This is a genomic window from Streptomyces sp. NPDC017225 (assembly GCF_044331465.1).
GTDB lineage: Bacteria > Actinomycetota > Actinomycetes > Streptomycetales > Streptomycetaceae > Streptomyces.
Window position 1 is genome coordinate 357,977 of record NZ_JBIRNE010000006.1, and the last position, 20,806, is coordinate 378,782.

Genomic DNA, 20,806 nt, shown 5'->3' on the forward strand with positions numbered 1-20,806 from the left:
GGGGTCAGCTCAGGCGCTCGATGACCATGGCCATGCCCTGGCCGCCGCCGACGCACATGGTCTCCAGGCCGAACTGCTTGTCGTGCCACTGGAGGGAGTTGATGAGCGTGCCGGTGATGCGGGCGCCGGTCATGCCGAAGGGGTGGCCGACGGCGATGGCGCCGCCGTTGACGTTCAGCTTCTCCAGCGGGATGCCCAGTTCGCGGTAGGAGGGGATGACCTGCGCGGCGAACGCCTCGTTGATCTCGGCCAGGTCGATGTCGTCGATGGTCAGCCCGGCGCGGGACAGTGCCTGCTTGCTCGCCTCGACCGGGCCCAGGCCCATGATCTCGGGGGAGAGGCCGGAGACGCCGGTGGAGACGATCCGGGCGAGCGGGGTCAGGCCCAGCTCCCGGGCCTTGGTGTCGCTCATGATCACGAGGGCGGCGGCGCCGTCGTTGAGCGGGCAGCAGTTGCCGGCGGTGACCAGGCCGTCGGGGCGGAAGACGGGCTTGAGGCCCTGGACGCCCTCCAGGGTGACGCCGGCGCGGGGGCCGTCGTCCTTGGAGACGACCGTGCCGTCGGGCAGCGTGACCGGGGTGATCTCGCGCTCCCAGAAGCCGTTCTTGATGGCTTCCTCGGCGAGGTTCTGCGAGCGGACGCCGAACTCGTCCATGTCCTGCCGCGTGATCCCCTTGGCGCGCGCCAGGTTCTCGGCGGTCTGGCCCATCGCGATGTACGGGTCGGGGACGAGGCCGTCCTCGCGCGGGTCGTGCCAGGTGGTGCCCTCCTGCTGGGCGACCTCGGCGGTGCGGGCCTCGGCCTCGGCGAAGAGGGGATTGCGGGTGTCCGGCAGGCTGTCGGAGTTGCCCTTGGCGAACCGGGAGACCATCTCGACGCCGGCCGAGACGAAGACGTCGCCCTCGCCGGCCTTGATGGCGTGCAGGGCCATGCGGGAGGTCTGCAGCGACGAGGAGCAGTACCGGGTGACGGTGCAGCCGGGCAGGTGGTCCATGCCCATCTCGACGGCGACGATCCGGCCGAGGTTGTTGCCCTGCTCGCCGCCGGGCAGGCCGCAGCCGAGCATCAGGTCGTCGATGTCCCGGGGGTCCAGCTCGGGAACCTTGGCGAGGGCGGCCTGGATGATCGTGGCGGCGATGTCGTCGGGGCGCAGGTCCTTGAGGGAGCCCTTGAAGGCGCGGCCGATGGGGGAGCGGGCGGCTGAGACGATCACGGCTTCGGGCATCACGGCTCCAAGGAAGAAGATGCGGCGCGTAGCGCCTCGTTGAGGGATTGGTGGTCGGGTGGCGGGAGGAAGAGAGGGTTGGGCGGCTGCTGGGGAAGTTACCCGGACGTATGGCCTGGGTCACGGGTATGGGTGTGTGACATGGACCGCAACTTTCTAAGCGCTTGCTTGGTGCCGTCGTGGCTGCGCCCGTCCGCGCCGCTGAGGGCGGCACGGACGGGCGCACCGGCACCCCGCCGGCGCCGGTGAGTGCCGGCCCCGCCTACCTCGGCTGCGCCGACCTCGCGGGCTCCGGCTCCGTCACCCGGCGCCGCCGCCGGCGCTTGAGCAGCGCCCAGGGCCCCCGCGGGCCCGTGGGCATCGCCGCCGCGACCTCCGTGCCCGCCTCCGCCGCGGCCTCGGCCGCCGCACGCGCCACCGGCAGGAAGCCCTCGCGCCGCAGCGCGTCCGGACGCTCCTCGTCGGCCGGCCACAGGCCGAGCGCGGCGCACACCGACGGCAGTACCGCCATCGCGGCCGTGGCGTACCCCTCGGCGGAGGGGTGGTAGTTGTCGGGGCCGAACAGCTCCCGCGGGTTCTGCGCGAACTCCGGGCCCAGCAGGTCACCCAGCGAGACGGTGCGCCCGCCCTGCTCCACCGCTCCGATCGTCTGCGCCGCCGCCAGCTGCCGCGAGGCCCGCCGGGCCACCCAGCGCAGCGGCTGCCGCACCCGCTCGATGGTGCCCAGATCCGGGCAGGTGCCGACGACCACCTCCGCGCCGGCCGTGCGCAGCCGCCGTACCGCCCCCGACAGGTGCCGGACCGAGCGGGTGGGCGGCATCCGGTGCGTGACGTCGTTCGCCCCGATCATGATCACGCAGATGTCGGGCACCAGTCCCGGATCCGCCAGCACCAGCGTCACCTGCCGGTCCAGGTCGTCCGAACAGGCCCCCGGCGCCGCGACCGACCCCAGATCCACCGGCCGCTCCGCCACCGCCGCGAGCCCCGACGCCAGCAGCGCGCCCGGCGTCTGCCCGGCCCGGTGCACGCCCTGGCCGGCGGCCGTGGAGTCGCCCAGCATCATCAGCCGCAGGGGCGGCCCGCCGACCACCGGCAGGGAGCCGCCGTACAGCCCCCGCGCGTTCGGCACCCGGTCGGGGCCCCCGATGCCCACCCGGCGCCTGGCCAGCTGCACCTCCGCCAGCAGCAGACCCACCGCGGCCGCACCGGCCAGCCCGATGCCGCCGCCGCCGTACGCCGCGCCGGCCGCGATCCGCCGGGCCACCCTCGCCCTCGACATACTCGTCATACGTCGCCGCCACCTCCTCCAACCCGTACACCCAGTGCTTGCCCCGTACGGACGGTCGCCCAATCTCAACGGGGAGTGAACGACCGTCACGGGGTATGGGCCGGGCCGGCAGGCCGTTGGCCTGCCCAGCGGATTTCCGCCTGCCGCCCTCCGGGCGGACGGCGGAAATCCGCCGGGCAGGCCATAGGCTGGCCGGACCGATAGCGACCACACCTTTTGCAGCATCCGGAGACCACGGTGCATTTCCACGACTCGATGATCAGCCTCGTCGGCAACACCCCGCTGGTGCGGCTCAACAGCGTGACCAAGGGCATCAGGGCGACCGTCCTGGCCAAGGTGGAGTACTTCAACCCGGGCGGCTCCGTGAAGGACCGCATCGCCCTGCGCATGATCGAGGCCGCGGAACAGAGCGGAGCCCTGCGGCCGGGCGGCACGATCGTCGAGCCGACCAGCGGCAACACGGGCGTGGGCCTCGCGATCGTGGCCCAGCAGAAGGGCTACAAGTGCGTCTTCGTCTGCCCTGACAAGGTGTCCACCGACAAGATCAACGTACTGCGCGCGTACGGCGCCGAGGTGGTCGTCTGCCCGACGGCCGTCGACCCCGAACACCCGGACTCCTACTACAACGTCTCCGACCGGCTGGTCCGCGAGACGCCGGGCGCCTGGAAGCCGGACCAGTACTCCAACCCGCACAACCCGCTCTCCCACTACCACTCGACCGGCCCCGAACTGTGGGAGCAGACGGAGGGGAAGATCACCCACTTCGTCACCGGTGTCGGCACCGGCGGCACCATCTCCGGCACCGGCCGGTACCTGAAGGAGATCAGCGACGGCGCGGTCAGGGTGGTCGGCGCCGACCCCGAGGGCTCGGTGTACTCCGGCGGTTCCGGACGCCCCTACCTCGTCGAGGGCGTCGGCGAGGACTTCTGGCCGACGGCGTACGACCAGGAGGTGGCCGACGAGATCGTCGCCGTCTCCGACAAGGACTCCTTCCAGATGACCCGCCGCCTCGCCAAGGAGGAGGGCCTGCTGGTCGGCGGCTCCTGCGGCATGGCCGTCGTCGCGGCGCTGCGCGTCGCCGAAGGGCTCGGCGAGGACGACGTGGTCGTCGTACTCCTCCCGGACAGCGGGCGCGGCTACCTGAGCAAGATCTTCAACGACGAGTGGATGGCGGACTACGGCTTCCTGGAGGACGCCGGCCCCAGCGCGCGCGTCGCCGACGTGCTGAACCACAAGGAGGGCGGCTCCATCCCCTCCCTCGTCCACATGCACCCGGACGAGACGGTCGGCGAGGCCATCGAGGTGCTGCGCGAGTACGGCGTCTCGCAGATGCCGATCGTCAAGCCCGGCGCCGGACACCCGGACGTGATGGCCGCCGAGGTCGTCGGCTCGGTCGTGGAACGCGAGCTGCTGGACGCCCTGTTCACCAAGCGCGCCTCGCTGGAGGACCCGCTGGAGAAGCACGTGTCGGCCCCGCTGCCGCAGGTCGGCTCCGGCGAACCGGTCGCGGACCTGATGTCGGTGCTCGGTACGGCGGACGCGGCGATCGTCCTCGTCGAGGGCAGGCCCACCGGTGTGGTGAGCCGTCAGGACCTGCTGTCCTTCCTCGCCAGGAGCGGGAAGTAGCGGGCAGCGGCGAGCGGGTGGGGAGCCAGGCGGGCTTCGCGGACTTCGCGGAAGTGGTACGCGCACGTCACGTCGGCGCAGCACACGCTTAACACGGGCCCGGCAGAGTAGCGGTTGTCGGCAGGGGAGGTGGAGGTACCTCCCAGGCGTTCAGCACTGGGGGAGGGTCCCCGCCCCGCCGGCACCGAACGGCGTCAAGGAACTTCCGGAGCGGCTCCCGGACCTCCAAGGACGCCATGGACGCGCCGCCCCGGCCGTGAGGCCCCGGCACCGCGCGTCCACCGCGGGGACCGCCGTCGTCCCGCCCCCCAGCGATGGGGGTGCGGCGGTCCCCGCGCAGTCTTCTCCCCGCACCCGCCTCAGCGCTCCTTCAGCGCTTCCTCACCGCTTCCTCGGTCCTCCCTCGGTCCTCCCTCAGTCCTCCCAGGCGTCGTCCTTGTCGGCGCGGCGGCGCCGTCCGAAGAGGCCGGGGTTGGTCCGGGCCACCTGGACGACGTTGACCCCGACGATTCCCGCCCACGCGACCAGCAGTCCGGGGAGGTCGCCGACGCCGCCGCCGATCGCGGACAGCGGGATCGCCAGGACCAGCGAGACGATGCCGAAGCCGAAGCGTTCGCCGAAGGTGTCCATGGGCTTCGGCGAACGGCTGTCCCGGGCCGCCGACATCTGCTGCTCGGCGAGCTGTCGGCGCACCCGGCGCTCGACCGTTCCGTCGATGCGCTGGTCGACCTTCTCCAGGAACGAGTCGACCAGCGCGGACTCGTACTCCTCGCCCAGCTCCCTGCGGGTCCGCAGAGTGGCGTCGAGTTCCTTCTTCAGGTCGGTGTCCCGCGCGTCCATTCCCGTCATGCCCCCACGGTAGGCAGCCGGGGGGCCGGCGGCACTGGGGATAGCCCCAGTCTCGAGCGGGGGACGACCGGTGGGCGTCGTGCCTGCCGCCACCTCGCTGTATAACGGTATGCAGAATTCGGGGATGGTGAATAGAGCGAGGGGGAGCACGTCATGAGCGGGGCAAGCGGGACCAGCGGGACGGGTGGGAGCAGCGGGGCCGGCGGCACTGACGTGCCGAGCGAGCGCGGCGGCGACAACGCACCGAGCGGCGGGACCGGCGGGACCGACAGCCCGGCCGTGCGGCTCCAGGCGCTCTTCGAGGGGCACCGGCTGACGCCCACCCAGCGGCGCATCGCGCACAGCATGGTGCGGCGCGCTTTCGACGTGCCCTTCCTGTCCAGCGTGGAACTGGCCGAGCTGGCCGGAGTCAGCCAGCCGTCCGTGACCCGCTTCGCCGTCGCCCTCGGCTTCGACGGGTACCCGGCGCTGCGCCGCCATCTGCGCGAGGTCGCCCCCGCGGAAGCGGTGGCGGACACCGGCTCGCGCAACGAGTACCAGCAGGCCGTGGCGGCCGAGATCGCGAACCTGCGCCACCTGGCGGAGGTGCTGGCCGACCCGGGGCCGGTGCGGGAGGCGGGCCGGACCCTCGCCGCCAGCCGGCCCCTGCCGGTCCTCGGGCTGCGGGCGGCCGCGGCCCAGGCCCACGGCTTCGCCTACTTCGCCGCCAAGGTCCACCCGGACGTGCGGCTGCTGGGCGAGGGCGGCACGATGCTCCACGACCGCATCGACGCCGCGGTCCGGGCGGGCGCGACGGCCCTGCTCTGCTTCGCCCTTCCCCGGCACCCGCGGGAGGTCGTCGACGCGCTCGCCCACGCCAAGGAGGCGGGGCTCACGGTGGTGACCGTCGCCGACTCCGCCTTCGCGCCGGTCGCCAAGGTCTCCGACCTGCTGCTGCCCGCCGCCGTCGGCACCGGCCTCGCCTTCGACACCGCCTGCGCGCCGATGCTGCTCGGCCGGGTGCTGCTCGAGGTCATGTGCGACGACCTGCCGGACGCCCAGGCCCGGCTGGAGGAGTTCGACACCAAGGCGGCGGCGCGGGGCCTCTTCGTGGACTGAGGCGAGGTGCCGGCCCGGGCGCTCCTTCTTCTCAGACTCGTCTCACTTTCTCCCGTTAACCTGCCTCGCCGCACACCCTTCAGACGATTCGCGAAAGCAGAACGGAACAGGAGGCCGGACGTGGCGCGCGGAGGACAGGGGCTGGCTCGGGTCGCCGTCGTCGTCAGGGCGGGGGCGGCACCGCTGTGGTGGCTGGGCGTGTTCGCGACGGGCATCGGGGTGCTGGTGCCGGGACTGACCGGACGCCGGATCGGCGTCCTGGCGGGCGCCGCGCTGTTCATCGTCGCGGCGGCGGTCGTCGCGACCGTGCGGCGCGGGCGGTACACGGCCCTGGCCCGCTCGGCCGCCCACGCCGGCAAGCACGACGTACTCCAGGACCGCGCGGTGACCCTGCGCAACTGGCGCCGGGGCCACCGCTGGTGGCTGCTCCTCGCCTTCCTCGCCGCCCTGGGCAGCGCCTTCGCCGTCCCCGCCGCGGCCGGGCTGCTGATGGCGGGATGCGGCGCCGGACTGTGGCTGAAGTCCGCCTGGATCGGCCGCCGGGAACAGGCCGAGGACGCCCTCCTGTGGGTCCGCGTCGACTGGCTCGCCCACGGTGCCGGCCGCCCGGCGGGCAAGGCCGTCCGCGCCTACCGCAGCACGGGCATCGCGGCGGGCGACGCGGCCCCGGGCGGCGCCCGGCGCAAACAGGCGGCGCTGGTCTGATCCCGTCCCCGCGGGGGACCGCGACGCCGCCCTGCCGCTAACCCCTGCGGCGGACGGCTTCCGTCAGCGCGGCGGCGTGCTCCCCTCCCGCCTCGGTGACGATCTCCCCGACCGTCTGGGCCTCCCGCACGGTCGCGAAGGCGACGTCCCCGGGGCCGCCGGTCAGGAAGCCGTGAACCCCGGGACGCGCGAGTGAGTTGTACGCGTAGTGGTGCGCGAAGTAGTACGCCCCCGTGTCCAGCGCGGCCGCGTAGTCCCCCTGCTCCAGCAACGGCATGGCCCGGCCCACGGCCAGCAGGTCCCCCGCGAAGCACGCGGGCCCCGCCACGTCCTGCACCACGTCCGGCCCCTCCTTCGGCGACCCCTCGCCGTCGTACGCGGAGATCCGCAGCGGCCACGCCCCCGGCGTGTAGACCGTCCGCGTCGCGACCTGCACGCCCGCGTGCGTCACCGCGACCGGCCGCCCCCCGGCGCTCTTGGCGTACTCCACGCGCGCCACCACCGTGCCGTGCTTGGCCAGCAGCGACCGCCCGAACTCGGTGACCAGCCCGTACCGCCCGTCGAACAGTCCCGGCACCGCCTCGCGCAGCACGCGCGCGTACTCGGCGTACGTCGGAGTGGTCTCGTCCGACGCGAAGTTCACCGGCAGCCCACCGCCGATGTCGAGCGTGTCGACCTGCCGGCGTCCGGCCCGCTCGTTGATCTCCTCGGCGAGCGCGTACGTCGCGGCCACGCCCTCGGCCATCAGGGCCAGCGGTATGCCCTGGGAACCGGTGTGCGCGTGCAGCCGGGTCAGCCACGGCCGGTCCAGATACGCCCGCACCACCCACTCGCGCGCCCCCTCGTCGCGCAGCGCCACCCCGAACTTCGAGGTGGCCGTCGCCGTCGACAGCGCCTCGATGGAGCCCCCGCCGACCTGGGGATTGACCCGGATGCCGAGCGGGGAGGCGCTCGCCCCCTCGGCCATCAGGGCGTCGATGCGCTCCAGCTCCTGGAAGTTGTCCGCGTTGACGGCGATGCCCAGGGCCAGCGCCTCCCGCAGCTCGCCCGGCGTCTTGGCGGGCGAGTCCAGCACCGTCCGCTCCGGCGGTACCCCCGCCGCCCGTGACAGCGCGAGCTCACCCGGGCTCGCGACCTCCGCGCCGATGCCCTCCTCGTGCAGCAGCCGCAGCACGGGGACCAGCGGGGTCGCCTTGACCGCGAAGGCGTGCAGTACGGACGTCCCGGGCGCCGTCACCGCCTCGAACGCCGCCCGCAGCTCCGCCGCCGACTCCCGTATGCCGGCCACGTCCAGCAGCCCGACGATCGGGGCGTCGGGCCCGAGCAGTCCCTGCTCCACGGCCGCCCGCACGGCGTCGTCCCGCCGGGCCGCCCGCACGGCCCGCTCCCGCCGCGCGACTTCCTCCGCCCGCGCGGCCGTGCCGCCGGCGCCGTCGCTCACACCCGTGCTCGTTCCGTCGCTCACGCGACCCTCCGTCCCTCGCTGCCTGCCGGTACGTCCCGCTGCCTGCCCCACACATCCAGCCAAACACCCGCGACGCGTCCGCGCCGGGACACGAGACGTATTGACTAGCTCTATTCACGAGGTGAGTATGTGAATATCCGCAGTAACAATCCGCCGGGAGCAAGCCACCAGGAGGCAGACCATGTCCGGACCCCGCCCTGTCCGAGCGCCGCGCGGTACGACGCCGAGCGCCCTGGGCTGGCAGCAGGAGGCCGCCCTGCGGATGCTGCAGAACAACCTCGACCCCGAGGTCGCCGAGCACCCCGACAAGCTCGTCGTCTACGGCGGTACGGGCAAGGCCGCCCGCGACTGGCGCTCCTTCGACGCCATGGTCCGCACGCTGCGCACCCTCAAGCAGGACGAGACGATGCTCGTCCAGTCCGGCCGCCCCGTCGGCGTCATGCAGACCCACGAGTGGGCCCCGCGCGTCCTCATCGCCAACTCCAACCTCGTCGGCGACTGGGCCAACTGGGAGGAGTTCCGCCGCCTGGAGGCCCTCGGCCTGACCATGTACGGGCAGATGACGGCCGGCTCGTGGATCTACATCGGCACCCAGGGCATCCTCCAGGGCACCTACGAGACCTTCGCCGCCGTGGCCGCGAAGCTGCACGCGACCGGCAAGGGGGTCGACGGCACCCTCGCCGGGACCATCACCCTCACCGCCGGCCTCGGCGGCATGGGCGGCGCCCAGCCGCTGGCCGTCACCATGAACGACGGTGTCGCGATCTGCATCGACTGCGACCCGCGAGCCATCGACCGCCGCATCGAGCACCGCTTCCTCGACACGAAGGCCGACTCCCTCGACCACGCCCTCCAACTGGCCACCGACGCCCGCGACCGGCGCGAGCCGCTCTCCGTCGGCGTCCTCGGCAACGCCGCCGACCTCGTCCCGCGGCTGCTCGCCATGGGCGCCCCCGTCGACATCGTCACCGACCAGACCTCGGCCCACGACCCGCTGGCCTACCTGCCCACCGGGATCGCCTTCGAGGACATGGCCGACGCCGCCGCCAAGGACCCGGCCGGCTTCACCACCCGCGCCCGCGAGTCCATGGCCCGGCACGTCGAGGCCATGGTCGGCTTCCAGGACGCCGGAGCCGAGGTCTTCGACTACGGCAACTCCATCCGCGGCGAGGCCCGGCTCGCCGGTTACGACCGGGCCTTCGCCTTCCCCGGCTTCGTCCCCGCCTACATCCGCCCCCTCTTCTGCGAGGGCAAGGGCCCCTTCCGCTGGGCCGCGCTGTCCGGCGACCCCGCCGACATCGCCAAGACCGACAAGGCGATCCTCGATCTCTTCCCCGAGAACGAATCCCTCGCCCGCTGGATCAGGATGGCGGGGGAGCGGGTCCACTTCCAGGGCCTGCCCGCCCGTATCTGCTGGCTCGGCTACGGCGAGCGCGACAAGGCCGGCGAGCGGTTCAACGACATGGTGGCGAGCGGTGAGCTGGCCGCACCCCTCGTCCTCGGCCGCGACCACCTCGACTGCGGCTCCGTGGCGTCTCCGTACCGCGAGACCGAGGCCATGCTCGACGGCTCCGACGCCATCGCCGACTGGCCGCTGCTCAACGCCATGGTCAACGTGGCCTCCGGCGCCTCCTGGGTCTCCCTCCACCACGGCGGCGGCGTCGGCATGGGCCGCTCCCTCCACGCCGGGCAGGTCACCGTCGCCGACGGCACCGCGCTGGCCGGCGAGAAGATCCGCCGGGTCCTCACCAACGACCCCGGCATGGGCGTCATCCGGCACGTCGACGCCGGGTACGACCTCGCCGACTCGGTCGCCGGGGAGCGGGGCGTGCGGGTACCCATGCGCGAGGGCGACGGGACGCGCGAGGGTGAGGGCGCGTGAGCTTCCACAGCATGTGGGCGGAGCTGCTGCCGGTCGGCCGCAGCTCCGCCTCCGGCGGTTACCGCCGCTACGCCTGGACCGGTGCCGACGCCGACTGCCGGACCTGGTTCCGGGAGCAGGCCCGCAGACGCGGACTGGCCTACGAGGTCGACCGCAACGGCAACCAGTGGGCCTGGCTCGGCGACCCCGCCGCCCAAAACGCCGTCGTCACCGGCTCCCACCTGGACTCCGTGCCCGACGGCGGCGCCTTCGACGGCCCTCTCGGCGTGGTGTCCGCCTTCGCCGCCCTGGACGAACTGCGCGGGAGGGGAGCGCGCCTCACCAGACCCCTCGGCATCGTCAACTTCGGCGACGAGGAGGGCGCCCGCTTCGGCCTCGCCTGCGTCGGCTCCCGGCTCACCGCGGGCGCGCTCACCGTCGAGCAGGCCCACCGCCTGACCGACGGCGACGGCATCACGCTCCCGCGGGCCATGGAGGCCGCCGGGTACGACCCGGACACCATCGGACCCGACCCCGAGCGGCTCGCCCGCATCGGCGCCTTCGTCGAGCTCCACGTCGAACAGGGCCGCGCCCTCGACCTGTCCGGGGACCGGATCGGCCTCGCCAGCGCCATCTGGCCGCACGGCCGCTGGCGGTTCGACTTCCGCGGCGAGGCCAACCACGCCGGCACCACCCGGCTCCCCGACCGGCAGGACCCCATGCTGAGCTACGCCGAGACCGTCCTCGCCGCCCGACGCGAGGCCGAACTCGCCGGCGCCGTCGCCACCTTCGGCAAGATCGCCGTCGAGCCCAACGGCGTCAACGCCATCCCCTCCCTCGTACGCGGCTGGCTCGACTCCCGCGCCGCCGACCAGGAGAGCCTGGACACCGTGGTGACCGGCATCGAGAAGGCCGCCCGCGAGTACGCCGCCGCCCACGGCGTCGACCTCGACGTCGAACGCGAGTCCTTCACGCCCGTCGTCGAGTTCGACCACGCGCTGCGCGACGAACTCGCCCGCATCCTCGGCGGCGACACGGAAACGGATCCCGAGGTGCCCGTCCTCGGCACCGGCGCCGGACACGACGCCGGAATCCTCTCCGGACGCATCCCGACCGCCATGCTGTTCGTACGCAACCCCACCGGCGTGTCGCACTCCCCGGCCGAGTACGCCGCCGAGGACGACTGTGTGGCCGGGGTGAGCGCACTCGCCGACGTACTGGAAGGGCTGGCCCGCACGTGACCCCCACCGAGACCGGGCGGACCCGGACGTACTGGCTGGAACACGCCTGGCTCGGCACCCACGTCGAACCGGGCGTCGCCCTCGACGTGCGCGCCGGTCGCATCACCGCCGTCCGCCGGGACACCGCCACCCCGCCCCCCGGCGCCGAGCCCCTGCGCGGACTGACCCTTCCCGGCCTCGCCAACGCCCACAGCCATGCCTTCCACCGCGCCCTGCGCGGCACCGTCCAGGTCGGCTCCGGCACCTTCTGGACCTGGCGCGAGGTCATGTACTCCGTCGCCGACCGGCTGACCCCCGAGACCTATCGCCAACTCGCCCGCGCGGTGTACGCCGAGATGGCCCTCGCCGGCATCACCACCGTCGGCGAGTTCCACTACGTCCACCACGCCCCCGGCGGCACCCCCTACGCCGACCCCAACGCGATGGGCGAGGCCCTGATCGAGGCCGCCGCCGAAGCCGGCATCCGCGTCACCCTCCTCGACACCTGCTACCTGTCCGCCGGCTTCGGGCAGCCCCCGAACGCCCACCAGCTCCGCTTCAGCGACGGCACTGCGGAGGCCTGGGCGGAACGCTGTTCACTTCTCAAGGAACGGGATCACGCACGGATGGGGGCGGCGATCCACTCCGTACGGGCCGTACCCGCCGACCAGCTGGCGACCGTGGCGCGCTGGGCCGAGGAGCGGCGGGCCCCGCTGCATGCGCACCTGTCCGAGCAGACCGCCGAGAACGACGCCTGCCGCGACGCCCACGGCTGCACCCCGACCCGGCTCCTCGCCGACCACGGCGTACTCGGACCCCGCACCACCGGCGTCCACAGCACCCACCTCACCGACGAGGACATCGCCCTGCTCGGCGGCAGCCGCACCGGCACCTGCATGTGCCCGACCACGGAACGGGACCTCGCCGACGGCATCGGACCCGCGGCCGCCCTCCAGCGGGCGGGCTCCCCGCTCTGTCTCGGCTCCGACAGCCACGCCGTCGTCGACCTGCTGGAAGAGGCGCGCGCCATGGAGCTGAACGAGCGTCTGCGCACCCGCACCCGCGGCCACTGGACCGCCGCCGCCCTGCTGCGCGCCGCCACCGCCGACGGCCACGCCGCCCTCGGCTGGGACGACCTCGGCACCATCGAGGCCGGGGCCCGCGCCGACCTCACCACCCTCGCCCTCGACTCCGTCAGAACAGCGGGGCCGCTGCCCAGGCTCGGCGCCGAGACGGCCGTATTCGCCGCGACGGCAGCGGACGTACGGCACACGATCGTGGGCGGGCGGCACGTCGTGCGCGACGGGGCGCACACTCTCGTACCCGATGTGCCGCAGGCCCTCGCGCGGGCCGTCGAAGCCCTGCGCGCGTGACCGCGACCGCCCGCCCCCACTTCCGCTCCCGCCCCCACGAGGACGTCACGGACATCATGAGCAGCAGCACCGTCATCACCAACATCGCCGCACTCGTCACCAACGACCCCTCCCTCGGTGACAACTCCCCCCTCGGACTGGTCCGGGACGCGGCCGTCGTCATCGACGGCGACCGCGTCGCGTGGACCGGTGAATCAAGCAAAGCACCCGCCACTGACAATCGCCTCGACGCCGGCGGCCGGGCGGTCCTCCCCGGCTTCGTCGACTCCCACTCCCACCTCCTCTTCGGCGGCGACCGCACCGAGGAGTTCAACGCCCGCATGTCCGGCCGCCCCTACAGCGCCGGCGGCATCCGCACCACCGTCGCCGCCACCCGGGCCGCGAGCGACGCGGAACTGGAGACCGGCCTCACCCGTTATCTCGAAGAGGCCCTGCGCCAGGGCACCACCACCTTCGAGACCAAGTCCGGCTACGGCCTGACCACCGCCGACGAGTCCCGCGCCCTGCGGGTCGCCGCCCGCCACACCGACGAGGTCACCTTCCTCGGCGCCCACATCGTCGCTCCCGAACTCGCCGACGACCCGGCCGCCTACGTCGCGCTCGTCACCGGCGAGATGCTCGACGCCTGCGCCCCGTACGCCCGCTGGATCGACGTCTTCTGCGAGAAGGGCGCCTTCGACGGCGACCAGGCCCGCGCGATCCTCACCGCCGGCAAGGCCAAGGGCCTGCACCCCCGCATCCACGCCAACCAGCTCTCCCACGGACCCGGCGTCCGGCTCGCCGTGGAACTCGACGCCGCCAGCGCCGACCACTGCACCCACCTCACCGACGCCGACGTGGACGCCCTCGCGAACAGCCGCACCGTCGCCACCCTGCTCCCCGGCGCCGAGTTCTCCACCCGCGCCGAGTGGCCGGACGCCCGGCGCCTGCTCGACGCCGGCGTGACGGTCGCGCTGTCCACCGACTGCAACCCCGGCTCGTCCTTCACGTCCTCGGTGCCCTTCTGCGTCGCGCTCGCCGTACGGGACATGGGGATGACTCCCGACGAGGCGGTCTGGGCGGCCACCGCGGGCGGCGCGGCCGCCCTGCGCCGCGACGACATCGGCCGCCTCACCCCGGGCGCCCACGCCGACCTGACCCTTCTCGACGCCCCCAGCCACGTCCACCTGGCCTACCGGCCCGGCGTTCCGCTGGTCGCGGGCGTGTGGCGACGGGGCGTACGGATGGTGTGAGCGGCGCGCGCCTCGGCGGGAGCGCGGCCGGGAGGGCGGCGCGGCCCCCGACAGCCCGAAGGGGGGCGGCCCGGTTCCGGACCGCCCCCCTTCAGGGCAAGCGTCACGCGGTGAGGTCCTACTCCTCGACCGTGAGCCCCTTGCGCAGCCGTACGAGTGTCCGCGACAGCAGGCGTGAGACGTGCATCTGGGAGATGCCCAGTTCCTCGCCGATCTCCGACTGGGTCATCCCCGCGACGAAGCGGAGCGAGAGGATCTTCCGGTCCCGGGACGGGAGTTCGGCGATCAGCGGCTTCAGCGACTCGACGTACTCGATGCCCTCGAGCCCGTGGTCCTCGTAACCGATGCGGTCGGCCAGCGCGCCCTCGGCGTCGTCCTCCTCCGGCTGGGCGTCCAGCGAGGAGGCGGTGTAGGCGTTGGACGCCGCCATGCCCTCGACGACCTCGTCCTTGGACAGGCCGAGGTGCTCGGCCAGTTCGCTCACCGTGGGGGCGCGGTCGAGGCGCTGGGCCAGCTCGTCGCCGGCCTTGGCCAGGTCGAGCCGCAGCTCCTGGAGGCGGCGCGGGACGCGCACGGACCACGAGGTGTCGCGGAAGAAGCGCTTGATCTCGCCGATGATGGTCGGCATCGCGAACGTGGGGAACTCCACACCGCGGGACGTCTCGAAGCGGTCGATCGCCTTGATCAGGCCGATCGTGCCGACCTGGATGATGTCCTCCATCGGCTCGCTGCGGGAGCGGAAGCGGGAGGCGGCGAACTTGACCAGCGCGAGGTTGAGCTCGACGAGCGTGTTGCGTACGTACGCGTACTCGTGCGTGCCTTCCTCCAGCGACTCCAGCCGCTCGAAGAGGGTCTTGGACAGGGCCCGGGCGTCCGCCGGAGCAACCTCGTCGTAAGCGGGGATGTCCGGAAGCCCGGCGAGTGCGCCGTCGTGGTCGACGACCGCGTCATGATGCTCGATGGGATCCAGATGTTCCGGAGGGAGTGTCGACGTCGCTTCTTGGGTACGCGATCCGTCGAGCCGGGGTGACATGATGTCCTCCATCGTTCTCGGCATACGGCTGCCGAAGCCAGTTACGTGCACTGCGGTGTGCGGCGCCTCCAAAGCCGGCCGTGTCGGTTTACGTGTCCTACTAGCCCTACCGGGTTTACCGAGCCCACCGCAAGTGTGTTATGTGCAAGTATGTCCGTTTGTGTGCGGTTGTTCGGGTGTCGGAGTGCGCTGGGAAGGCGTAGTGTTCGAGGGCGTCAGCAAGCAGTCACGACCTCGGGAGAGAGAAACGGCATGGACCGCGGGACGGTCGGCAGTGCCCAGTCGGGCCGGCTACTGGTGGAGGTGCGGGACGAGGGCCCCAGTGCCGTCGTGACTCCGGCGGGTGAGTTGGATCATCACACCGCCGATTTGTTGCGCGAGCCCCTGGAGGACTGTCTCGCCAAGGGATTCAACCGGCTTGTCGTCGACTGCTCGCGTCTGGAGTTCTGCGACTCCACAGGGCTCAACGTCCTGCTCGGCGCGCGGCTGAAGGCGGAGGCCGCGGGGGGCGGTGTGCATCTGGTGGCCATGCAGCCCGTAGTGGCTCGCGTGTTCGAGATCACGGGGGCCGAAGCGGTCTTCACCCTCCATGACACGCTTGAGGCCGCCCTGGCCGACGCGACCGGCTGAGCCGGTCCTTGTCCAGCCGGCGACGGGTCTCGCGCGCCCCCTGGGGCAGGGGTTTTCGCCCCGTCCGATGTTTCGTGCCGAATACAGGGGTGTTCGGACGGTCCGGTCGGGCAGGAGACCCCCTGAACCGACTGTGTACGACGTACGACTTTGAAACGTGAACTGGTGAATCGGTGAGGTGAAGCGCTGATGAGCACCACCCGGCCCTACTCGCCGGGCGACCGTGGTCCGGAGCCCAGCGGCGCTTCCGGGGCGTCCGAGGGGGGCGTGCCCGGGACCGGGGAGTCCGAGGGGGGCGTGTCCGCCGGGCAGGCCGCCGTGATCGGGGGGTCCGTGTCCTCGTCCCCGTCCGGGGCAGCCGCGTCCGGGGCAGCCGCGTCCGGGGCGTCGCCCGGGCCCGCTCCCGGGGCGGCTTCCGGGCCCACCTCCACGGCTCCGTCCGGGGCGGCGTCCTCGGGTGGCCCCGCGAGTGGCGGGGGGCGGCAGGTACGCAGGCTCAGCTTCGACGACCAGAGCGGGGTGGTCCCGCTCGCTCGTGACTTCACCCGCCAGGCGCTGTACGCCTGGGGCTGGCTGCCCTCCGCCACCGCGGACCAGCGTGCCGCCGCCGAGGACGTACTGCTCGTGGTGTCCGAGCTGGTCACCAACGCCTGTCTGCACGCCGAGGGGCCGGACGAGCTGTGGATCACCTGCGAGAAGAAGGTGATCCGGCTGGAGGTCTCCGACCGGGGCACGGGGCAGCCCGCGCCGCGCACCCCGCACCGCGCCGGGCGTCCTGGCGGGCACGGCATGTTCATCGTGCAGCGGCTGTGCCTGGACTGGGGCGTGGTGCGGACGCCGGGGGTCGCGGGCAAGCGGGTGTGGGCGGAGTTGGGGGCGCCGGCGTAGGCCTGCGCCGGCGACGCCTGCACCGGGTTCACCCACCCACCCGTCTCGGTCGGCCGAGGAGCTCCCGCTCCTGGGGCTCCGCCACCCGTGCCCAGCTGTTCCACATCCTTGAACTGAGCGAACAGGGCAACGTGACCGTCCGGGTCATCCCGTACGCCTCGCCCCACTTCCCGGGCAACGGCCGGCCCTTCGACTACGCGGCCGGCCCGGTCCCTCAACTCCACACCGTCCAGTTGGCGTGCAGCCCCTCACCTGGCGCAAGTCCACCTAGAGCCCCGACGGTTCGAACTGGGTCGAGATAGCCACCACCGCGACCGTCATCCTGGTCCGCGACTCCAAGAGCCGCGCGGGAGCGCACCTCGCCTTCCCCCGCACCGTATGGGCGGACTTCCTCGCAGTGACGACGCACCCAGCCTTGGCGGAGGCTGCGCGGTTTCCCGTTCCGTCAACCGTGGTCACGTGACCCGGACGCCTCGCGCTCGGGAGCATCCACCCAGATGCCGGGCAGGGGCAGCGGGAGGGGTGCAGGGCGAGACGCCGAGCGATCATGGGCTTCGGAGTTGCGGCTGTTTCAGCCGGCACTGGTTCCAGGACTGCCCCTACGCTCCCGCCCGCTGCCCTCGGCGGCCTCCTTGGGCCGCCACATGGCCATCCACCCGGACAGCATCACCAGGTGCGACTTGACGACATCCAGCGACCGGAGGCTCTGCTCCACGAGCCGGCTCTTGTCGTTGGTGGTCAGTGTCCCCTCCTCCCAGCCCTCGAACGCGTCGATCCGTTCCTGGAGCACCAGCCGCAGCGCGGCGAGTTGCTCACGCGCCCGCTTCGCCACGATCAGGAACTCCCGCAGTCCCTGGCGGTTTGCCTGGTCGGTGCCCGACTCGATCGCCTCGATCTCGGCGTCCGCCTCGTCGTGCGCGGCCGTCACCTCGTCGGCCAGGCCGACGAGCCGCTGCCGCAACCGCTGCCCGGTCGGCACGGTCCCGCCCTCGTGCGCGCGGTCCATGTCGTAGGGCACGCCGAAGTTCTGGGCTATGTCCATGACTTCGTGCAGCGTGTGGTAGGCCAGCTCGGCCGTGTGGTCGTAGTGCAGCCGCCAGAAGGAGAAGACGCCCCAGGCGACCGCGGCGATCTCCTCCTGCGACGCTCCGGCCGTCTTCGCCAGCTTCAGCATGCGGGCGGCCCGGCGGGACTGTCCCGCCCACACGGGCAGGTTCTTGGACCGGGCCAGCTTCGTGGTCTCCGAGTTCTCGTTGCGTACGGACGGCTGTCTCCTGCCCGTGTTCGGCGGCGAGACCCGCAGGTTGGTGCTGCCCCGGTCCTGGGTGGGCAGCCGCTTGCCGTCGGCGTCGAACCCGGCGGTGCTCCGCAGTTCCTCCTCGGTGTTGCCCGGCAGCCATCCGCTGCCCCGGGTGCGGGGCGTGTGGGGGTTGGGCGCCGCGTAGTACTCCTGGAGGTCGTGCAGCGTGATGACCTTGTCCCGGAAACCGAACTTCTCGGGGGTCCGCAGCACCGCCAGGTAACCCCCGTTGTCCAGCATCCCGGGGCGCAGGTGGGAGCCCTCGAACTTCTCGGCGCCGAAGTAACCCCCGTAGGTCCCGATCGGCCGCGGCGGCGGGGCCGTCTCGCCCCTCGCGTCCCGCAGCACCGGCTGCAGCTTCGGGTCGGACAGGCCCGTGGTCAGCTCGCGCGCCATGCCCTGAGCGGCGTCGTCCGTGAACTTCTGCTTCCCGAGGCGCTCGTTCTTCTCGTCCTCGAACCTGCGGTACAGACGCTTCAGCAGCACGTTCAGGAAGGCCTCGACGTCACCCTCGGCCTGGATCTTCTGCGCGATCTCCTTCTCTTTCCTCCGGTTCCCCTTGGCGGCGACCCAGCCCATGAGGTGACGGGCCAGTTCCGTGTAGTCGTTCACCAGGATCTTGTGGTTCTTCGCCCCGAAGTCGGGGTGGGCGCCGATCTCCCGTTTGAGGGCCGGGTGGTAGCCCTTGTGGCCGACCGGGGCGACGATCGCCTTCCTGAGCTGGTCGATGATCCGGGAGTGGTGGTTCATGAACTGCTGGCGTTCCTCCGGCGAGAGGTCCTTGTCAACCGTCTCGGCCAGATGCGAGAGCACCTCGTGCGACAACTCATCGACGGCCGTCGAGTGCTTCTCCTCCGGCAGGTTCCGCGTCTTCCGCTGGTAGCGCATCGTGTAGTCGATCCGCCCGACCACGAGCGAGCGCTGCACCGGGGTTCCGGTCCCGGTCCAGGAACCGCGGGCGACGGTGCGGGCGACGGCGGCGTTACCGGCGAGGCCCTGCAGGCGGTGCACGGCTGCCTCGGGCGGCTGCTGGTGCGGCGCCGGAGCCGGCAGACCGGTGCCGGCGGGCTTCTTCTCCCGCTGCCAGCCGCGTCCGTGCTGATGCATCGTGTGCCCTCTCGCCTGTACGGGTGGCGGGCGCTCACGCGCCTCCGCACGCGGCCCGCACCTTGCATAGTGGAGGGGGAACACGGCCGGGAAGAGCCTCGGGGGTAGTCCAGCTGCCCGTTCAGGCCGCCCCGCGCCCGCCTGCCACGACAAGGGCGTCTGCTCCTCGCGGACCCCCGCCGAACCGACCACGGACTCCCCTGTCCAGTGTCCGGCTTTCGAGTGACCGAGGCACGGGGACCTGTCTCAGCATCGCTGAAACGCCCGGAGGGCCACCGCGTCCACCCGGACGCGATGACCCTCCGCGGAACAGGACCGCCAGGCCGGCTGGGCTCAGCGGACGTCGCCCATGAGTTCCTTCACGCGCTTGCGGTACATCCAGATCGCGACACCGGCGACCACGGCGAGCGTGGCCTCCGCGGCCACGATGCCCGTCCTGTTCAGGTCGACGCCGGCGATGGAGAGCAGGCCGGTCGTGGCGTCACCGGCGGTGACGGCCAGGAACCAGACGCCCATCATCTGCGAGGCGTACTTCACGGGCGCCATCTTCGTGGTGACCGACAGGCCGACCGGGGAGAGCATCAGCTCACCGCAGGTCTGGACGAAGTAGATCGCCACCAGCCACAGCGCGGCCGCCTTGTGACCGCCGTCCGCGATGGCCAGCGGGGCCAGGAAGAGGAAGAAGGACGCGCCGACCAGGACCAGGCCGAACGAGAACTTGACGATCGTGCTCGGCTCCTTGCCGCGCCGCGCGAGCGCCAGCCACACCGTGGCGAAGACCGGGGCCAGGGCCATGATGATGACCGGGTTGACCGACTGGAACCAGGAGACCGGGAACTCCCAGCCGAAGACGCTGGTGTCGGTGGAGGAGTCCGCGAAGAGCGACAGGGTCGAGCCGCCCTGGTCGTAGATCATCCAGAAGATGGCCGCGGCGACGAAGAACCAGATGTACGCGGACATCTTCGACTGCTCGGCGCGGTCCAGGTCCTTGTCGCGCTTGATGCGGGTCAGCACCAGCACCGGGATGATCACGCCGAGCAGGGTCAGCGGGACCAGGATCCAGTTCAGGGTGTAGGTGCCGGAGAAGCCGACGATCGCGTAGAAGACGACCGCGAGGGCGGCCCAGAACGCGGCCTTGCGCAGGGTGGAGGTCTTCTCCGCCGCCGACAGGGGCTTGGGGACCACGCTGGAGTGCGGCGCCAGGTGACGGCTGCCGAGCAGGAACTGCACCACGCCCAGACCCATGCCGACCGCGGCGAGCGCGAAGCCCAGGTGCCAGTTGACGTTCTCACCGATGGTGCCGATGATCAGCGGCGCGGCGAAGGCACCGAGGTTGATGCCCATGTAGAAGACGGTGAAGCCACCGTCGCGGCGCGGATCGTCGGGGCCGCTGTAGAGCTGGCCGACCATCGTGGAGATGTTGGCCTTCAGCAGACCCGAGCCGATGGCGACCAGACCGAGGCCCGCGAAGAACGTGCCGGAGGACGGCAGCGCCAGCGTGAGGTGGCCGAGCATGATCACGCCACCGGCGACGGCGACGGTCCTGCGGGGTCCCCAGACACGGTCGCCGAACCAGCCGCCCGGCATCGTGAGCAGGTACACCAGCGAGAGGTACACCGAGTAGATCGCGGTCGCGGTGCCGGCGTTCATGCCGAGACCGCCGGGGGCCACCAGGTACAGCGGGAGCAGAGCCCTCATGCCGTAGTAGGAGAAACGCTCCCACATCTCGGTCATGAAGAGAGTGGCCAGTCCGCGGGGGTGGCCGAAGAAGGTCTTCTCGGATCCGGGGGTGCCCGGAGAGACCGAGTCCTTCGTCAGGCTGGACGCCATGGTCGATCCTTGCTGGTCGGGACGCGCTCATGAGGCGATGCGCGCCCGGTGGGGGAGGCGGCCGGCACCGGCGGCT

17 protein-coding genes and 1 pseudogene are annotated in these 20,806 nt (G+C 72.2%); 11 read left to right on the forward strand and 7 right to left on the reverse strand.

All coding sequences use genetic code 11. The features are described from left to right. Nucleotides 1-4: 4 nt before the first annotated feature. Both ACH4NX_RS17195 and ACH4NX_RS17200 read right to left on the reverse strand, forming a co-directional pair. Nucleotides 5-1,225: an acetyl-CoA C-acetyltransferase gene (locus ACH4NX_RS17195; protein ID WP_351388825.1), complete on the reverse strand. Its 1,221-nt coding sequence runs from the start codon at nucleotides 1,223-1,225 to the stop codon at nucleotides 5-7. A gap of 262 nt (nucleotides 1,226-1,487) precedes the next feature. Continuing rightward, nucleotides 1,488-2,513 carry an SGNH/GDSL hydrolase family protein gene (locus ACH4NX_RS17200; protein ID WP_351388823.1) on the reverse strand — a complete coding sequence of 342 codons (1,026 nt, stop codon included), beginning with the start codon at nucleotides 2,511-2,513 and terminating at the stop codon, nucleotides 1,488-1,490. A gap of 237 nt (nucleotides 2,514-2,750) precedes the next feature. Here ACH4NX_RS17200 and ACH4NX_RS17205 point away from each other — a divergent pair, with 237 nt between their 5' ends. Then, nucleotides 2,751-4,139, forward strand: coding sequence for a cystathionine beta-synthase (locus ACH4NX_RS17205; protein ID WP_398127650.1), 1,389 nt, complete (start codon nucleotides 2,751-2,753; stop codon nucleotides 4,137-4,139). Nucleotides 4,140-4,553: 414 nt separating this feature from the next. On the opposite strand, the gene ACH4NX_RS17210 is transcribed toward ACH4NX_RS17205, so the two are convergent. Next, nucleotides 4,554-4,988: a hypothetical protein gene (locus tag ACH4NX_RS17210; protein WP_351388820.1), complete on the reverse strand. Its 435-nt coding sequence runs from the start codon at nucleotides 4,986-4,988 to the stop codon at nucleotides 4,554-4,556. 153 nt (nucleotides 4,989-5,141) lie between these two features. Here ACH4NX_RS17210 and ACH4NX_RS17215 point away from each other — a divergent pair, with 153 nt between their 5' ends. Then, on the forward strand, nucleotides 5,142-6,086 hold the full coding sequence (locus ACH4NX_RS17215; protein WP_351388818.1) for a MurR/RpiR family transcriptional regulator: 945 nt from the start codon (nucleotides 5,142-5,144) through the stop codon (nucleotides 6,084-6,086). Nucleotides 6,087-6,206: 120 nt separating this feature from the next. Continuing rightward, entirely contained in the window at nucleotides 6,207-6,791 is a 585-nt protein-coding gene (locus tag ACH4NX_RS17220; RefSeq protein ID WP_351388816.1) for a hypothetical protein, read from the forward strand. A gap of 37 nt (nucleotides 6,792-6,828) precedes the next feature. Here the strand turns inward: ACH4NX_RS17220 and ACH4NX_RS17225 are convergent, their stop codons facing one another. After that, nucleotides 6,829-8,169, reverse strand: coding sequence for a diaminopimelate decarboxylase (locus ACH4NX_RS17225; protein ID WP_398127678.1), 1,341 nt, complete (start codon nucleotides 8,167-8,169; stop codon nucleotides 6,829-6,831). A gap of 268 nt (nucleotides 8,170-8,437) precedes the next feature. Here ACH4NX_RS17225 and hutU point away from each other — a divergent pair, with 268 nt between their 5' ends. Genes hutU through hutI form a run of 4 tightly spaced genes read left to right on the forward strand, consistent with a single transcriptional unit; the run spans nucleotide 8,438 to nucleotide 13,942 of the window. Continuing rightward, nucleotides 8,438-10,138, forward strand: coding sequence for a urocanate hydratase (hutU, locus tag ACH4NX_RS17230; RefSeq protein ID WP_351388815.1), 1,701 nt, complete (start codon nucleotides 8,438-8,440; stop codon nucleotides 10,136-10,138). After that, a complete protein-coding gene (locus tag ACH4NX_RS17235) occupies nucleotides 10,135-11,358 on the forward strand; it encodes an allantoate amidohydrolase (RefSeq protein WP_351388813.1) in 1,224 nt (407 codons plus the stop codon). Before hutU ends, ACH4NX_RS17235 begins: the two co-directional genes overlap by 4 nt. Further along, nucleotides 11,355-12,710 (forward strand): formimidoylglutamate deiminase, encoded by a 1,356-nt coding sequence (locus ACH4NX_RS17240; protein ID WP_351388811.1) that lies wholly within the window; start codon nucleotides 11,355-11,357, stop codon nucleotides 12,708-12,710. The genes ACH4NX_RS17235 and ACH4NX_RS17240 overlap by 4 nt, the downstream gene beginning before the upstream one ends. Nucleotides 12,711-12,766: 56 nt before the next feature. Continuing rightward, entirely contained in the window at nucleotides 12,767-13,942 is a 1,176-nt protein-coding gene (hutI, locus tag ACH4NX_RS17245) for an imidazolonepropionase (RefSeq protein ID WP_351389366.1), read from the forward strand. Between the two features lie 118 nt (nucleotides 13,943-14,060). Here the strand turns inward: hutI and ACH4NX_RS17250 are convergent, their stop codons facing one another. After that, nucleotides 14,061-14,975, reverse strand: coding sequence for an RNA polymerase sigma factor SigF (locus ACH4NX_RS17250; protein ID WP_279562729.1), 915 nt, complete (start codon nucleotides 14,973-14,975; stop codon nucleotides 14,061-14,063). A 252-nt stretch (nucleotides 14,976-15,227) separates the two neighbouring features. Here ACH4NX_RS17250 and ACH4NX_RS17255 point away from each other — a divergent pair, with 252 nt between their 5' ends. From ACH4NX_RS17255 to ACH4NX_RS17270, 4 genes and pseudogenes are all read left to right on the forward strand, one after another. Continuing rightward, on the forward strand, nucleotides 15,228-15,605 hold the full coding sequence (locus tag ACH4NX_RS17255; RefSeq protein ID WP_279562730.1) for an STAS domain-containing protein: 378 nt from the start codon (nucleotides 15,228-15,230) through the stop codon (nucleotides 15,603-15,605). 189 nt (nucleotides 15,606-15,794) lie between these two features. Beyond that, complete coding sequence (locus ACH4NX_RS17260; protein WP_398127651.1) at nucleotides 15,795-16,493, forward strand: ATP-binding protein; 699 nt, start codon at nucleotides 15,795-15,797, stop codon at nucleotides 16,491-16,493. Continuing rightward, nucleotides 16,466-16,795, forward strand: a complete 330-nt coding sequence (locus tag ACH4NX_RS17265; protein ID WP_398127652.1) for a Scr1 family TA system antitoxin-like transcriptional regulator — start codon at nucleotides 16,466-16,468, stop codon at nucleotides 16,793-16,795. Before ACH4NX_RS17260 ends, ACH4NX_RS17265 begins: the two co-directional genes overlap by 28 nt. Beyond that, nucleotides 16,783-16,956 (forward strand): annotated as a pseudogene (locus ACH4NX_RS17270) (DUF397 domain-containing protein); the annotation flags it as partial. The gene ACH4NX_RS17265 and the pseudogene ACH4NX_RS17270, both read left to right, overlap by 13 nt. A 108-nt stretch (nucleotides 16,957-17,064) precedes the next feature. Here the strand turns inward: ACH4NX_RS17270 and ACH4NX_RS17275 are convergent. After that, complete coding sequence (locus ACH4NX_RS17275) at nucleotides 17,065-18,900, reverse strand: hypothetical protein (RefSeq protein ID WP_398127653.1); 1,836 nt, start codon at nucleotides 18,898-18,900, stop codon at nucleotides 17,065-17,067. 333 nt (nucleotides 18,901-19,233) lie between these two features. Next, the gene (locus ACH4NX_RS17280; protein WP_351388798.1) at nucleotides 19,234-20,730 is read right to left on the reverse strand and encodes an MFS transporter; all 1,497 of its coding nucleotides are present in this window, start codon (nucleotides 20,728-20,730) and stop codon (nucleotides 19,234-19,236) included. Nucleotides 20,731-20,806 lie beyond the last annotated feature (76 nt).